Annotated in this window: 11 protein-coding genes; 5 read left to right on the forward strand and 6 right to left on the reverse strand. The window is 43.9% G+C overall.

Going from position 1 to position 16356, the window contains the following annotated elements; genetic code table 11:
* Positions 1-111 precede the first annotated feature (111 nt).
* Genes Q4533_RS12870 through Q4533_RS12880 form a run of 3 tightly spaced genes read right to left on the reverse strand, consistent with a single transcriptional unit; the run spans position 112 to position 2605 of the window.
* On the reverse strand, positions 112-1488 hold the full coding sequence (locus tag Q4533_RS12870) for an ATP-binding protein (protein ID WP_303502866.1): 1377 nt from the start codon (positions 1486-1488) through the stop codon (positions 112-114).
* Positions 1489-1495: 7 nt separating this feature from the next.
* On the reverse strand, positions 1496-2173 hold the full coding sequence (locus tag Q4533_RS12875; RefSeq protein ID WP_102440581.1) for a response regulator transcription factor: 678 nt from the start codon (positions 2171-2173) through the stop codon (positions 1496-1498).
* A gap of 60 nt (positions 2174-2233) precedes the next feature.
* Positions 2234-2605 carry a PepSY domain-containing protein gene (locus Q4533_RS12880; protein WP_133126440.1) on the reverse strand — a complete coding sequence of 124 codons (372 nt, stop codon included), beginning with the start codon at positions 2603-2605 and terminating at the stop codon, positions 2234-2236.
* Positions 2606-2837: 232 nt separating this feature from the next.
* On the opposite strand from Q4533_RS12880, the gene Q4533_RS12885 reads away from it, so the two are divergent.
* The gene (locus Q4533_RS12885; protein WP_303502867.1) at positions 2838-3749 is read left to right on the forward strand and encodes a choice-of-anchor H family protein; all 912 of its coding nucleotides are present in this window, start codon (positions 2838-2840) and stop codon (positions 3747-3749) included.
* A gap of 83 nt (positions 3750-3832) precedes the next feature.
* Here Q4533_RS12885 and xseA read toward each other — a convergent pair whose 3' ends face one another.
* Complete coding sequence (xseA, locus tag Q4533_RS12890; RefSeq protein WP_303502868.1) at positions 3833-5161, reverse strand: exodeoxyribonuclease VII large subunit; 1329 nt, start codon at positions 5159-5161, stop codon at positions 3833-3835.
* Positions 5162-5282: 121 nt separating this feature from the next.
* Between xseA and guaB the strand changes: the two genes are divergently transcribed.
* From guaB to tadA, 3 genes are all read left to right on the forward strand, one after another.
* A complete protein-coding gene (gene guaB / locus Q4533_RS12895) occupies positions 5283-6755 on the forward strand; it encodes an IMP dehydrogenase (RefSeq protein WP_303502869.1) in 1473 nt (490 codons plus the stop codon).
* A gap of 116 nt (positions 6756-6871) precedes the next feature.
* Positions 6872-8449 carry a glutamine-hydrolyzing GMP synthase gene (guaA, locus tag Q4533_RS12900; protein ID WP_076542725.1) on the forward strand — a complete coding sequence of 526 codons (1578 nt, stop codon included), beginning with the start codon at positions 6872-6874 and terminating at the stop codon, positions 8447-8449.
* A 128-nt stretch (positions 8450-8577) separates the two neighbouring features.
* Positions 8578-9252, forward strand: a complete 675-nt coding sequence (tadA, locus tag Q4533_RS12905; RefSeq protein WP_102440607.1) for a tRNA adenosine(34) deaminase TadA — start codon at positions 8578-8580, stop codon at positions 9250-9252.
* 297 nt (positions 9253-9549) lie between these two features.
* On the opposite strand, the gene mltF is transcribed toward tadA, so the two are convergent.
* Positions 9550-11007: a membrane-bound lytic murein transglycosylase MltF gene (gene mltF, locus Q4533_RS12910; RefSeq protein WP_102477228.1), complete on the reverse strand. Its 1458-nt coding sequence runs from the start codon at positions 11005-11007 to the stop codon at positions 9550-9552.
* Between the two features lie 369 nt (positions 11008-11376).
* On the opposite strand from mltF, the gene purL reads away from it, so the two are divergent.
* On the forward strand, positions 11377-15258 hold the full coding sequence (gene purL / locus Q4533_RS12915; protein WP_303502873.1) for a phosphoribosylformylglycinamidine synthase: 3882 nt from the start codon (positions 11377-11379) through the stop codon (positions 15256-15258).
* Positions 15259-15514: 256 nt separating this feature from the next.
* Here purL and Q4533_RS12920 read toward each other — a convergent pair whose 3' ends face one another.
* Complete coding sequence (locus tag Q4533_RS12920) at positions 15515-15862, reverse strand: hypothetical protein (RefSeq protein WP_102440604.1); 348 nt, start codon at positions 15860-15862, stop codon at positions 15515-15517.
* Positions 15863-16356 lie beyond the last annotated feature (494 nt).

Raw genomic sequence — 16356 nt, forward strand, 5'->3', positions numbered from 1 at the left:
TTTTGATAAAGGCAGTTTTTGAATGTTAGATATAGGATAACGAAGTGAAAATGAACACAAGATGAAAGCAGGGAATTTATTTCGAGTGAATTAAGCGGCTAATGGTAAAAGCTAGTCATTAAATGTGATGGTGAATTTAGCGCCGCCATAAGTGTCAGATGCACCGACGCTTAATTGCCCCTGATAACTTTCGACAATATCACGCACTATGGCTAAGCCAATACCGTGACCTTGTTGGTAGGTATCGGCTCTGATGCCACGTTCAAAAATCCCTTGCTGCTGCTCAGGGCTTAGGCCTTTGCCGTCATCTTCAATGATAAAGTGTAATTGGTTATCGGTTTGAACTACGCTAAGGCAAACTTGGGCCTTAGCGGCTTTACAGGCGTTGTCTAACAGGTTGCCAAGCATTTCACTTAAGTCAGCTTCTTCACCTTTAAATAGTATGTTGGCTTGGGCTTGGTAATCGATATCAAGGTGTTGCTGTTGGTATATTTTACTTAAGGTTCTGATTAACTTGCTGGCGACATCATCCACTTTAACCCCTAAATGCCAAGGCTTATTACCGCTAGTTTTGGCTTTATTGAGCTGATAGCTAATGATGTTATTGATATTGCTGGCTTGCTCTTTGGAGTCGGCACTTAAGTCTTTTTGGCTTTGCAGCACAGCTAGCGGGGTTTTTAAGCTATGGGCTAGATCGGCTAAGGCATTTTTATAACGCTGCCTTTGCTGTTGCTCAGTTTTTAATAGCACATTGAGCTGTTTTGCCACCGCGTTGAGCTCTATTGGGTAGTTTTGCTCAATGCGAGTTTGCTCACCTTGCTCGACTAACGTGAGCTCTTGAGTAAAACGGTTTAACGGTTTTAATGTCCATAGCAACCATATGGCCTGTATCAAGGCTAGTACCACCATTAACACTGCTAACCATGTCCATAGAGTGTTGCTAAACTCACTAATTTGCCTTTGAAAATCTGCGTCATCTTTAATGATATGAACCGTTATTTGTAGCGGTTTTTCATCTGTTTCAAAAGAAACGGTGAAGTTATATACCACATGATTATTGGGTTCATTACTAATGTCATCATCAAAGATGATTTGAGTAAGCTTGCCTTCGCCCATGGCCGGTATTGGTAATTGAGGCAGGGTTAAGCCTAAAAAAGATTCTGATGACCATACTTCATTAACGCCAGAGGGAGAATTTGAAGTGATAAGTGCATACAAACCCGAGCCGACAATATTAAATTGATTTTCCAATAAGTAATTGGGCATCACCACCTTATTGTCTTTGACTTCTGCCACTGCCAGCACCGAATACACATAGGCTTTTAACTGGTTATTAATCGATTGGGCGATTTGATGTTTAAAGGCATTATTAACCGCCGCGCCAATGAGAGGCAGTAACACCACAATTAACACTAAGCCACTGAGCATCAACCTTACTTTTAAGGAGTTAAAGAGTGCGAGTCGAGGCAAAGTTAATGGCTTTTTCATCAGAAGGTTATTTACTTAGCTGGCGTAGGCGATAACCTTGGCCACGCAAAGTTTCAATTAATTTATATTGGTTATCGGGGTCGAGCTTTTTACGTAAGCGGCGGATAAACACTTCAATGACGTTGGAATCCAAGTCAAAATCCTGATCGTAAATATGTTCAATTAAGGTGGGTTTAGAAATCACTTCACCCTGATGCATCATAAAATATTCAAACAGTTTGAATTCGGAGCTACTTAAAATAACCGACTGCTGTAAATGCGTTAACGCTAAGGTGCGGGTATTAAGACTAAAAGGGCCATTACTGATCACCGGACTTGCTTGCCCAGCTGAGCGGCGGATTAATGCATTGAGACGGGCGACTAACTCTTCAGGCTGAAAAGGTTTAGTGAGGTAATCATCTGCGCCAGAATCTAACCCCAGTACTTTATCTTGCCAGCCATCTCTGGCGGTTAAAATCAAAATCGGATAATCGATTTGTTTTTCACGCAGCTGGGTAATTAAGCTCAGGCCATCTATTTTAGGTAACCCCACATCGATGATAGCGGCATCATATTGATATTCAGAGGCTTGAAACAATCCGTCTTCGCCATCAGATGAAATATCGACGCTGTAATTAGCCCCTTGAAGGTGCTCAGTGAGATTGCGTTGTAAGCCTAAATCATCTTCAACTAATAATATTCTCATGCCTAGCCTCTTGAATTTAGTTGCTAAAAATTAAGCTTTGGCAACGATGGCGGTTAAAGATTAGTTTCTTGAAACTGAACCTGAACGGGCATTGACGGTGGCGTAAAACACCATGCCTTTATTTGACAGTAGCTTAACCCGATAGCCAGGAGAGCCGTTCACTGAGGTTGATTGCACCGACAGCACTTTAGCCGAGTATTGCCTTTTAGCCAGTTGCGCAGCCTGCTGTGAGCTATTAACCGCTAACTTTTTCGACTGGTTGGTTTTTTTTTGATTGGGCGCATGCTGATTGGGCGATTGATGGGCACGCTGATGGATGCCTTGTTGACTCCAATTGCCTGAAACTGGCGCAGCCTGAACTAATCCGATACTGAGAAAACTCAATATTAAGATAGTCAGGGGAATGCGTAATTTCGTTGTTACTTTGCTCATTTGCCAAGTCCAATTGAATATTTATCTTTGAAATCAGTCATCAGTGTAAAAGATCTGCTGCAATATAGAAATAGCGCTTCGCTATCAAAACTGCCTATCTCACAGCAGTAGTTTTAATCATTATCTAATGGCTTTGATGAATTCTAGCTGAACGTGTTCAGCTTATATTCATTTTCAATGCACTTAAATAGAAAGCAGGTTTCACCAAGCGCATTGAAAACAAGGATTGATTATGATGACTTTATCTATTTCAAAATGGTCGCTGACGGCAGTAGTGCTTTTATCGATGAGCGGTTTTGTACACACTGCTGTCGCCTCTGAAGCGGCTGCTTTGTCAAATGTGGCTGCTTTATCAAATCAAGTGCAGGCAAAAGTATTAGTGAGTAGTGAAGGGCGACAATTAACTGCCTCAGAAAAGCCAAACCAAGTGAAGGTTGACCCGCAGCGCATTAACGCATTGGTAAATAATGCCAAGCAGCTTGAGCCTGCGCTAGCCGTTGAGCGTTCAGTGCGCATCAAGCAGTTATCGCAGTTATCTAAACAAACCACATCACAAGTAGCGCCTAAAAATACCTTAACCAATAATGCCATAACCAAAACTGCCTCTATGATGTATGTGCAGCCGGGGCTTAGGGATTTTACGATTTATCAGGCCTACAGTCATTTATATGATGATTTTGATGAAGATGGTTTTTATCAAACTTTTACCGTGACCTTTGATGCTGATGTTTACGGCTTTAGTGTCGGCGAGCCTGCTAATGTTTATGCTGAATTGTATTTAAGCCGAAATGGCGGCCCGTGGCAGCATTATTACTCCACCGATATTTTTACCATTTATGGCGAAGCTGAAGATGACAGTTATGAGGTGCTAACCACCTTAGCCCAAGGGTATAAAACCGATTACTATGACGTACTGATTGATTTATATGAGGTGGGTTATGAGGATATTGTTGCCACCATCAGTAGTGAAGAGGCTGATAGCTTATATGCCTTGCCGTTAGAAAGTAGCGATAGAGATACGGTTTATATTGAAGAAGAAATCATTGAAACTGAAGTGATAGTCAGTGGCGGTAGTACCTCAGGTGTCATGTTAATCTTAGCTGTAGGTTTGCTAATAATGAGACGAAAAAGTATGACGTCATGAGCTTATTAACTCACCACCGTGACTCTTATTAATTAACAGCGTCGCGGTGGTTATTCATTTCTACTTCACTGTTACTTCACTATTTATTTAACTAGGGACTCAATCTCACCATGATGTAGCTGAGTAACCAGTAAGTCACCTGAGCTTACTTGGTTCGCCTGTTCAACTACCTTGCCATCACTGTCTTTAGTAATACTGTAACCACGGCTTAAGGTGGCTAACGGGCTTACGGTTTCCAGCTTATGAGCGCTGTAACTGAGTTGCTTACTGGCGTTATCAACTCGGCTTTTCATCGCTTCTTTTAAGCGATTACTTAGATAAGTCATTTTGTTTTGCTCAAGGGTGAGTTTGTGCACTGGCGATTGCTGCTGCAAACGGCTTTTTAATTGTTGTTGCCTCATTTGGGCGCGGGCCAGTTTGTGCTGCAACGCAGACTCAAGCTTTAACTGCATTTCATCAAAACGTTGTTCAAGCTGTTGTAGTTGCCTTTTAGGATCTTGTCTTTGCAGCTGGTGGCTTAATTCAGCAAGTTGGGTGCTTTGATGCAATATGTAATGACGATAGGCTTGCCTTAAACGCGCGAAAGTTGCAGTCAATTTTTGGCTTTTATTGCCTTTATCATCAGATAACAACTCAGCCCCTGCCGATGGCGTCGGCGCTCTTACATCAGCAACATAGTCACTGATGGTGGTATCAATTTCATGGCCCACAGCGCTCACTACGGGCAATGCACTGTTATAAATCGCGTGGGCTAAGTCTTCATCGTTAAAGCACCATAGATCTTCCAGTGAACCGCCACCACGGGTGAGTAGCAGCACATCAACCTCAAGACGTTTGTTGGCGGTAGTGATGGCATCGATAATTAATTTACTGGCAGTAGCACCTTGTACTTGAGTGGGGTAAACCACCACTTCAATGGACGGATCGCGCCGCGATAACACATGCACTACATCGCGAATGGCTGCACCAGTAGCTGAGGTAATCACACCTATTCGTTGGATATTTTGTGGAATAGGGCGCTTAGTTTCTGTTGCAAATAAGCCTTCTGCGGCTAATTTTAGCTTAAGCGCCTCATATTGCTGTGCTAGCAATCCATCACCCGCAGGCAACATCGACTCTAATAGTAATTGATAATCGCCGCGGGGCTCGTAAACACTGATGGCGCCTTTAACTAAAACCTGTTGTCCATTAACCGGTCTAAAGGCGACTGATTGATTACGACCTTTAAACATCGCACAACGAATTTGTGAGCGACTGTCCTTTAAAGTCATATACCAATGACCTGAATTTGGGGAAACAAAGTTCGAGATTTCGGCCTCTAGCCAGACCTTACCAAGCTCTCCTTCAAGCAGCTGGCGGACTTCACCGTTTAATCGCGAAACGGAGTAAACATTATTTTTTGAGCTTTTCATCAATTTAGGCCACCCAATCGGAACTTTTGACTATTTTCCATTTACCAACCCCAATATGCAAGGTATAATCCCGCCGCAATATTTACCCTTTCTAAACCCTACACTTTCTGGGAGATGTTGCATGTTAAGATTAAGAAATGACGCACTAACATTTGATGATGTACTACTGGTGCCTGCTCACTCAACCGTCCTCCCAAATACCGCTGTTCTAAAAACACGTCTGACTAGAAAAATAGAATTAAACACCCCAATTGTTTCTGCAGCTATGGATACCGTAACTGAAGCTCGCTTAGCGATCGCGATGGCACAAGAAGGTGGTTTAGGTTTTATTCATAAAAATATGACCATTGAGCAGCAAGCTGAAGAAGTTCGTAAAGTTAAAATTTACGAAGCGGGTATTGTTCAGCAACCTGTTACAGTTAATCCATCAACAACCTTAGCTGACGTTAAGCAATTAACTGAGCGCAATGGTTTTGCTGGTTACCCAGTGGTTAATGACGCAAGTGAACTTGTGGGTATTATCACTGGCCGTGATGTGCGCTTTGTCACTGACTGGACCATGACTGTTGAACAAGTTATGACCCCAAAAGATCGTCTTGTGACGGTTCAAGAAGGCACTAAATTAGATGAAGTACAAACATTAATGCATTCTCACCGCGTTGAGAAAGTGCTAGTGGTTGACGTTAACTTCAAGCTTAAAGGCCTTATCACAGTTAAAGATTTCCAAAAAGCTGAACGTAAACCAAATGCATGTAAAGACGAGTTAGGTCGTTTACGTGTAGGTGCAGCCGTTGGCGCTGGTGCAGGTAACGAAGAGCGTATTGCTGCATTGGTTAAAGCCGGTGTTGACGTATTATTGATTGACTCATCTCATGGTCACTCAGAAGGCGTATTGCAACGTATTCGTGATACTCGCGCATCATTCCCTGACTTACAAATTGTTGGCGGTAACGTTGCAACAGCTGAAGGCGCATTAGCCCTAGTTGAAGCTGGCGTTGATGCGGTTAAAGTGGGTATTGGCCCAGGGTCAATCTGTACTACGCGTATCGTAACCGGTGTTGGCGTGCCGCAAATTACTGCAGTATCTGACGCAGCAGCGGCAGTTAAGCATCTTGATATTCCGGTTATTGCCGATGGCGGTATTCGTTTTTCAGGTGATTTAGCTAAAGCATTGGCAGCGGGTGCATCTTGCATCATGGCAGGTTCAATGTTTGCTGGTACTGATGAAGCGCCGGGCGAAACTGAGCTATACAATGGTCGTGCTTATAAGTCATACCGCGGTATGGGCTCTTTAGGTGCGATGACTCAAACTCAAGGTTCATCAGATCGCTATTTCCAAAGTGACAATGCTGCTGACAAATTAGTACCAGAAGGTATTGAAGGTCGCGTTGCTTACAAAGGTAAATTGAAAGAGATTATTCACCAGCATATGGGCGGCTTACGTTCATGTATGGGTCTTACTGGTTGTGCAACCATTAAAGAATTAAATGAAAAAGCTGAGTTCGTTAGAATTACTTCAGCAGGCATGGGCGAGTCTCATGTGCACGATGTCACCATCAGTAAAGAAGCGCCGAACTATCGTAGCGGCACTTAATAATTAATAAGGCGCTCATTTATTTGAGCGCCTTTTTTCAATTTCATTATGTATTTGAAATTATGCATTTGAGATTGAAGCAAACCTACTAGATCAAACCAGATATAAGGTAACCCATGAGCAACATTCATGAGCATAAAATCCTGATCCTAGATTTTGGATCGCAATACACGCAGTTAATCGCCCGCCGTATTCGTGAAATCGGTGTTTATTGTGAGCTTTGGGCTTGGGATGTATCTGAAGAGCAAATTAAAGGTTTTGCTCCTAACGGCATCATTTTAGCTGGTGGCCCTGAAAGCGTTACCGCTGCTAACTCACCACGAGCACCAGAATATGTGTTCAATGCTGGCGTACCTGTTTTAGGTATTTGTTACGGCATGCAAACCATGTCTGAGCAGCTTGGCGGCAAAGTGATCCAAGGCGTTGGCGAAGGCGAGTTCGGTTACGCGCAGGTTGAACTGCAAACGGAATCAGCCTTATTCAAAAGCATTGAAGATGCCATCAGTGAAACAGGCAAGCCATTACTGGATGTATGGATGAGCCACGGCGATAAAGTATCTGAAATCCCAGAAGGTTTTGTTACTGTCGCTAAAACTGACACTTGCCCATACGCTGCAATGGCCAATGAAGATAAGCATTTCTACGGGGTGCAATTTCACCCAGAAGTGACCCACACTCGTCAAGGTAAGCGCATGCTTGAGCACTTCGCGCTAGAGATCTGTGGCTGTCCTGCTAACTGGAAACCATCATCAATTATTGAAGATGCTATTGAAAAACTGAAAAAACAAATCGGTAACGATGAAGTAATTTTAGGTTTGTCAGGTGGTGTAGATTCATCGGTTGTGGCCATGCTATTGCACCGCGCAATAGGCGACAAACTGACCTGTGTATTTGTTGATAACGGTCTGCTACGTTTAAACGAAGCCAACCAAGTCATGGAAATGTTTGGCGATCACTTCGGACTGAATATTGTTCACGTTAATGCTGAGCACCGTTTCTTAGAGCAAATGGCTGGCGAAGCAGAGCCAGAAGCTAAACGTAAAATCATTGGCCGCGTTTTCGTTGAGATTTTCGATGAAGAGTCAAAGAAATGCGTTAATGCAAAATGGTTAGCACAAGGCACGATTTACCCTGATGTAATTGAATCTGCAGGCAGCGCCACAGGCAAAGCCCATGTGATTAAGTCGCACCATAACGTTGGCGGTTTGCCAGATGATATGGAAATGGGACTAGTTGAGCCATTACGTGAGTTATTTAAAGATGAAGTGCGTAAAATTGGTTTAGAGCTTGGTCTGCCATACGACATGCTTTACCGTCATCCGTTCCCAGGACCGGGTCTGGGTGTGCGCGTTTTAGGTGAGGTGAAAAAAGAGTACTGTGACTTACTGCGTTTAGCGGATGCTATCTTCATTGAAGAGCTGCACAAAGCTGACCTTTACAACAAAGTCAGCCAAGCATTTACCGTATTCCTACCTGTTCGTTCTGTCGGCGTTATGGGCGATGGTCGTAAATATGATTGGGTAGTATCGCTGCGCGCAGTTGAAACTATCGACTTTATGACAGCCCACTGGGCACATTTACCTTATGACTTCTTAGGTCGTGTATCTAACCGCATTATTAATGAAATCGATGGTATTTCACGTGTGGTTTACGATATTTCAGGTAAGCCACCGGCAACCATTGAATGGGAATAACCCATTTAGATATTGCTGAATAAACAAAAAGGCGCTTCGGCGTCTTTTTTGTTTTAAACTATCTAATTCAATCTAACTGTTTTACAGCTATTTTTTACAACTAAAGCTTTATGAATTATCGAGCCCCCATGCCAACATCTACTGACATTGCAGATCCTATCATTGATGCCGATCTTGAAACCAAGCCTGAAACTGAGCCTAGCTCTGAGCCAGTGAATAAACTGGTTAATAAGCAGATCAATCAACTCGGTCAATTAGTTGAAACCGAGCTGACCGCTGAACAAACAGCTATTGATGAAAAGTGGATGCGAGTAGCAATGGCGCAAGCCAGGTTAGCAGAAGCCAAAGGAGAGGTGCCCGTGGGCGCAGTCTTGGTTAAAGATGATGAGTTGCTTGCTAGTGGCTTTAATTTAAGTATTTGCGAGCATAACCCCACAGCCCATGCTGAAATTGAATGTATTCGCGCCGCAGGGCAGGTGCTTGAAAACTACCGCATGTTAGACACTAGCTTGTATGTCACCCTAGAGCCTTGTTCCATGTGCGCTGGCGCTATGGTGCATAGCCGAATAAAACGAGTGGTATTTGGCGCAGATGATTTAAAAACCGGCGCCGCTGGCAGTGTGGTTAATTTAGTTCAACATGCTGATTTTAATCATCAGCTAGAGGTGACGTCTGGGGTATTAGCGAGCGAGTGTGCTGGGCAATTAAGTGCTTTTTTTAAACGTCGCAGAGAAGAAAAAAAAGCACTTAAAAAGTTACTGAAACAGCAATCAGACTTGTTGCTGCAAAAAGGCGAAAAATAATTTCTGGCGGTTAAGCATTTTACGTTGTTTAAGCTTGATAGCATTACGGCGACGAGCGCTGTTATTAGTGTTTCTTCTCATGTTAAGCCTTACTACATTGGTGAGGTTTTATATTAGTTAAAGCGAGCATAAATCACTTTCGAAAACAAACCATCGCTGCCCGGTTCGCTGTAAATCTAAAACTGGGTTAGCTCACAATCCCCATTTGCTAATTCGTATCCCTTACTTGCATTCACTAGCATAAAGGTGATGGTTAAAAAGTTACCCTAGACAGTGTAAAGCCAGTAAGTGACGTTTTTATTGCGCCGCTGATTTTACAATATCTTCTGGATTTTTATCATCATTGGCTGAAGTCTTAGCTTGGCCTGTGGTGTCATTTTCTGCTTGTTGCTGCATAAGTTCAAGCTGTTTATTTTGACTATCGACCCACACTAAGGTGTCGTAATATCGGCGGATGTTTTCCACATAGTGAACCGCTTCATTACCACGAGCATAACCATAACGAGTATGTTGATAATATTTGCGTTGTTGCAGCAGTGGCAAGACCTCTTTGACATCTCGCCATGCACTGGGATCTTTACCCATCCCTTGGGCTATTTTGCGGGCATCCTCCACATGACCTAAACCCACATTATAGGAGGCAAGGGCAAACCAAATACGCTGACTGTCAGGGATTGATGCTGGTAAACGATCGATCATTTTTTGCAAATAAATTGCGCCACCGCGAATGCTTTGTTCTGCATCGAGGCGGTTATCCACCCCCACAGAGCTTGCCGTTGGCTGGGTGAGCATCATCATGCCGCGAACGCCAGTGGGTGAGCGCGCTTTAGGGTTCCAATGGGACTCTTGATAACCGGCGGCGGCCACTTTACGCCAGTCGAGATCGCCAGCATGTTTTTCAAATAAGGCTTGGTATTCAGGTAGCACATTATCAATAGCGCGAATAAACGCGCGAGTATCAACATAGTCAAAGCGCTTAACATGGCCAAAATACTTTTCATTTAAATGCTCAAGGGTGCCATTCCGTTTTTGCTGATGCCAAAACGACAATAACGAGCCCATTAAGCGGTCGCTGCCATTGGGGCGCAATAACCATACAACGTCAGTTTTATCATCTAGGACGATACTGCCCCGTAACTCAGGTAAATAGCGTTGATTTATTCGTAGACTTTTAGAGTCTGCCACCGTATAAAGCAACTCGCCTTTCGCCACCAAAGAAAACAATTCTTCGTTGTCTTTGTCATACACTTGCTGCCATTTAAGGTTTGGGTGTGATTGCTGCAAGCTGGTTAATGTATCCACCGCCGCAGACTCAGAGATGACATAAATATCACCGCTCAGATTATCAAGATTTCTTGGCTTTTGAGTGCCGGTTTTATAAATCAATACTTGATTGACCTCATATAAAGCTGGCCCCAGTAAAAATTGTTCACGACGGTTTTGGGTAGTGGTAATTGCGGCGGCAACAATATCGATTTCATCATTTCGCAGAGCGGCGAATAACTGCTGCCTGTGGGTGTAAGGCACCATTTCTAATGGCACATCAAGATACGCTGCAAACTTTGCCGCCATTTCATAATCAAAACCACTCTCGCCAAGATCTGAGTTGAGGTAGGTTTGCGAGCCGTAAAGCGTCCCTACCTTTAAGACGGTACGTTTGGGGGAGGTTTCAACAAATTCAGTGACTTCAAACCTAGGTGGCTCACAGGCCACCAGTAAAAAGCTGAATGAAATAATCGTTAAAAGTTTGGTCATATCCATCTGTAAGCTATTGGTATTAGGCACTGTGCACTATTCAATGTTGAGCCTGAAAATATAATACCGTTTTAAAAAATGTCAGCGCTTTAGATATTTTAGCAGTAGTTTGCTATTTCACCTAGAAACCGGCTCAAGCTGAGTAAAATATACGTTTGAATTGATTAAAGAAAACCAAATGACAATTGGCTTTTAATCGCGAATTAACGCTTAAATTTTAAGCGCTTTTATGTGTTATTTAAATTGATTGTTTTCGTTAACGGGAAACACTGTTCTCACGCGCCTTGGTGGGTGATTTATAGGGTGTGATTCCCTATAATAGCGCCAATTCTTACCCTGCCATTATAATTAATAAGGTGAATTGACGTGATTGAGATCATTCGCGGAGCCCCAGCACTTTCAGCTTTTAGAGTTCAAAAGCTTATGGAGGCCTGTGAAACAGCAGCGCTTCCTGTTGAGCAAATCTATGCTGAGTATGTCCATTTAGCCGATTTAAGTGACAAGCTTGATGATAAAGAATATCAGCAACTTGAAACCATTCTAACCTACGGACCTGCAATTGAATCTCATACTCCAGAAGGATCATTGATATTTGTAACACCTCGCCCTGGAACGATTTCTCCTTGGTCATCTAAAGCAACTGACATCGCCCAAAATTGTGGTTTAGGCAAAGTAAAACGCCTAGAACGCGGTATTGCCTACTATGTTGCAGGAGCATCATTAACAGCGCAGCAGTTAGAGCAAGTGAAAGGCTTAATCCACGACCGTATGGTTGAAGTGATTTTACCTGAGTTTGCCGCAGCATCAGTATTGTTTGAACGCACTGAGCCATTGCCCTTCAAAAGCATCAATATTTTAGCTGAAGGTCGCCGCGCCCTTGAAGTGGCAAACGTGCAATTAGGCCTAGCGCTAGCAGAAGATGAAATCGACTACTTAGTTGATAACTTTGTGCGCTTAAACCGTAATCCTAACGACATCGAGCTAATGATGTTTGCTCAAGCAAACTCAGAGCATTGTCGTCACAAGATTTTCAATGCAGACTGGACTATCGATGGTGAAGTTCAGCCTAAATCATTATTCAAAATGATTAAAAACACCTTCGAAGTCACCCCAGACAACGTGTTATCAGCTTATAAAGATAATGCCGCTGTCATGACAGGCTCTGTTGCCGGTCGATTCTTCCCTGATCAAGATGGCGTTTATAACTATCACACCGAGCCAATGCACGTGTTGATGAAGGTTGAAACCCACAATCACCCAACAGCAATTAGCCCCTATCCGGGCGCTGCCACAGGATCAGGCGGTGAGATCCGTGATGAAGGCGCAACCGGTCGCGGTTCAAAACCTAAAGCAGGTTTAACAGGCTTTAGCGTATCAAACCTTAAAATCCCAGGCTTTGTGCAGCCATGGGAAGGCGACTACGGCAAACCTAGCCGTATTGTAACGCCACTTGAAATCATGACTGAAGGCCCATTAGGCGGCGCAGCATTTAATAACGAATTTGGTCGTCCAGCCCTTGTGGGTTACTTCCGTACTTACGAGCAAGAAGTTGCCAGCCATAACGGTGTTGAAGTACGCGGTTACCACAAGCCAATCATGCTTGCTGGTGGTTTAGGTAATATTCGTGAAGATCATGTTCAAAAAGGCGAAATTACTGTTGGCGCTAAGCTGATTGTACTTGGCGGCCCTGCAATGAACATTGGTTTAGGCGGCGGCGCTGCGTCATCAATGGCCTCTGGTCAATCAAGCGAAGACTTAGATTTTGCTTCTGTACAACGTGAAAACCCAGAAATGGAACGTCGTTGTCAGGAAGTGATCGACCGTTGCTGGCAGATGGGTGACGATAACCCAATTCAATTTATTCACGATGTGGGCGCGGGCGGTTTATCAAATGCCTTCCCTGAGCTGGTGAATGATGCCGACAGAGGCGCATTGTTTAATTTACGTAACGTACCATCTGATGAGCCGGGCATGAGCCCACTTGAGATCTGGTGTAACGAATCTCAAGAACGTTATGTTCTGTCTGTGGCACCTGAGAATTTAGAAACCTTCAAGAAAATTTGTGAGCGTGAACGTGCGCCGTTTTCTGTGGTAGGTGATGCAACTGAAGAGCAGCACCTCACCCTTGAAGATAGCCACTTTGACAACAAGCCAATTGATTTACCCCTTGAGGTTTTATTAGGTAAAGCACCTAAAATGAGCCGCGATGTGGTCACTGCCAATGCTGAGTTTTCAGCGCTCGAAACCGCTAATATTGACCTTAAAGAAGCGGTATCGCGCATCTTGCATTTACCAACTGTGGCCGATAAGTCTTTCCTTATCACCATTGGTGACCGCTCGGTAACAGGTTTAGTTAACCGTGACCAAATGGTTGGACCTTGGCAGGTTCCTGTTGCTGATTGTGCCGTAACTGCAGCAAGTTATGACAGCTACGCCGGTGAAGCCATGTCTATTGGTGAACGTACTCCATTAGCATTACTTGATTTTGGCGCTTCAGCTCGTATGGCCGTCGCCGAGTCAATCTTAAACATTGCGGGTACTGATATTGGTTCATTCAAGCATATTAAATTATCAGCTAACTGGATGTCGGCAGCAGGTCACCCAGGTGAAGATGCCGGTCTTTATGAAGCAGTAAAAGCAGTGGGTGAAGAGCTTTGTCCTGAACTTGAGTTAACTATCCCAGTGGGTAAAGACTCAATGTCGATGAAAACTGCGTGGAACGAAGCCGGTGAAGATAAAGCTGTTACTTCACCAATGTCACTGGTTATCACTGCATTCGGTGTGGTCAAAGACATTCGCAACACTGTGACTCCAGAGCTTCGCACTGATAAAGGCGATACAGAACTGTTACTGATTGATTTGGCTAATGGTCAAAACCGTTTAGGCGGTTCTTGTTTAGCGCAAGTTTACAGCCAGTTAGGTGATGTGGCGCCAGACTTAGATGATGCAGCAAGCTTACGTAGCTTCTTTGAAGTGATTCAGCCATTAGTCGCTGCTCAAAAAGTCATTGCTTATCATGACCGCAGTGACGGCGGTTTATTCACGACACTAGTGGAAATGGCATTTGCGGGTAATACCGGCCTTAATATTGATTTAGCAGCACTTAAAGGCACAGACCTTGAGCGCTTGTTTAATGAAGAGTTAGGCGCGGTTATTCAGGTGTCTAAAGCTGATTCAGCTAACATTCAAGCTCAGTTCGCTGCCGTGGGCGTGTCTTGCCAATATATTGCCAAGCTAACCCAAGATGATCAAATCACTATCGTTGATAGCCAGACGCCAGTATTTAGTGACAGCCGCGTAGCACTGCGCACCATGTGGTCTGAAACCACTTATCGCATGCAGTCACTACGTGACAATCCTGAATGTGCTAAAGAAGAGTTTGAACTTAAGCAGCAAGCCAAAGACCCAGGTCTTACAGTTGATTTACGCTTTAACCCAAGCGAAGACGTTGCCGCGCCATTTATCTTAAAAGGTGTCGCACCTAAGATGGCGATTATCCGTGAGCAAGGGGTTAACTCCCACGTTGAAATGGCAGCAGCCTTTGATCGCGCAGGTTTCGAAAGCCGCGACGTGCATATGTCTGACATCTTATCTGGTCGCATTAACCTAGAAGAATTCCAAGGCCTAGTGGCTTGTGGTGGATTCTCTTACGGTGATGTACTGGGCGCAGGTGAAGGTTGGGCTAAGTCAATCTTATTTAACGACCGTGCTCGCAGTGAGTTCTCACAGTTCTTTGAACGTGATGGCACGCTAGCATTAGGTGTATGTAACGGTTGTCAGATGTTATCTAACCTGAAAGAAATCATTCCAGGAAGTGAGCATTGGCCACACTTTGTCCGTAACCGTTCGGAGCGTTTTGAAGCACGTGCGAGTTTGGTTGAAGTACAAAAGAGCCCATCAATCTTCTTTGAAGGTATGGAAGGTTCACGTATGCCAATCGCAGTATCACACGGTGAAGGCCGCGCTGAGTTTAAGTCAGTTGAAGCCTTAGCCGCCGCTGAAGCGACAGGCACAGTGGCACTGCGTTACGTTGACGGTAATGGCGCTATAGCAACCCAATACCCACAAAACCCCAATGGTTCGCCAAATGCGATTACCGCATTAACTACCACTGATGGCCGAGTGACGATTATGATGCCGCATCCAGAACGAGTATTCAGAACCGTTGCCAACTCATGGCATCCAGATGAATGGGGCGAAGACAGCCCATGGATGCGTATGTTCCGCAATGCACGGGTTAAGTTAGGTTAAGCTTCACTTAACCTAGATTGAGTTAACAGCAAAAAGGCGACCAAATGGTCGCCTTTTTATTGGATGGGACTTGTGTGGAGAGTATTGCTAACTCATTTCTGGATAGAAACGCGTTAGACATTTAACTCTATCTGTGAGTTTCAGATTAAAATTTCGATGAATTAACGCCCACGTTAAGGGGCTAAAAATTTGTTTGCTAAAATGTGTAGCGAAGCGAAACCGAGCAAACTGTTAGCAGTCCCGCTTTAAATTCTTGTTATATTTCGTCGTCAACGAACGGTGTACCTACTGTGTCATTGAGAACTGTATGACACTCCACAGAGAACCAACTATTAAAAAGTTTCATATTTCTAGTTTTTGGCCACAGAGATTCATCAGTATACCACCCACTTAATTCGTCAATGAATAGTAAATCTAAGTTTAACTTAATCCATCGTTGTAATGACTCGGGATCATCAGAGTCTTCGTTTGAGATAAGATAAACATTTAAATCTTCGTTAGCTGAATCTAGTGTCAACCCTGGGGAGTTATATGGATCTGCTTTATTAACCCAATCAACTGCGGGTTGTTTATATCTTAATATTAAGGCTGCACGATTGAGCACATGTTCTCCTAGAAATATAACGCCCAGCATGGGCATGAACTAATGAGGTGAAAGTCCTCTGTAGGAAGATCACCGTTACTCTTTCTAAAAGAGAATAACATACTGTTATTAAACGTTAACTACTAGCGAATGGCAAGGGCTTATCCGCGAGGATTGGTCTGGAGGAAGCCGCTAGCACTTTTTTATCGGCAACAGGCGAGCTGATGAACAAGAACATCATATGAGGCGTAGGCTAGAGATGAGTTGGCAGGGTCTGCCCCGCGAAGCAAGGGCACAAGACGACGAAATCACGTGATCTAATGGCCACCGTAAATGATGCAGCAGTGCAAAGAAAGTTCATGCTCCTTCTCTACCAATAAAGAGTGGGGTGATCTGCTTAACTCGCGATCGCGAAGTTTTTGTACAAGCTAACCAGTAAGGCTCTGGTTTATAAGTGCCTTGGCTTTTCAGCGTCATCGACTGAAAAGAGCGAACCAGATGAAAACCGATAGCGC

It is taken from the genome of Shewanella sp. 6_MG-2023 (assembly GCF_030547195.1).
Taxonomy (GTDB): Bacteria; Pseudomonadota; Gammaproteobacteria; order Enterobacterales; family Shewanellaceae; genus Shewanella.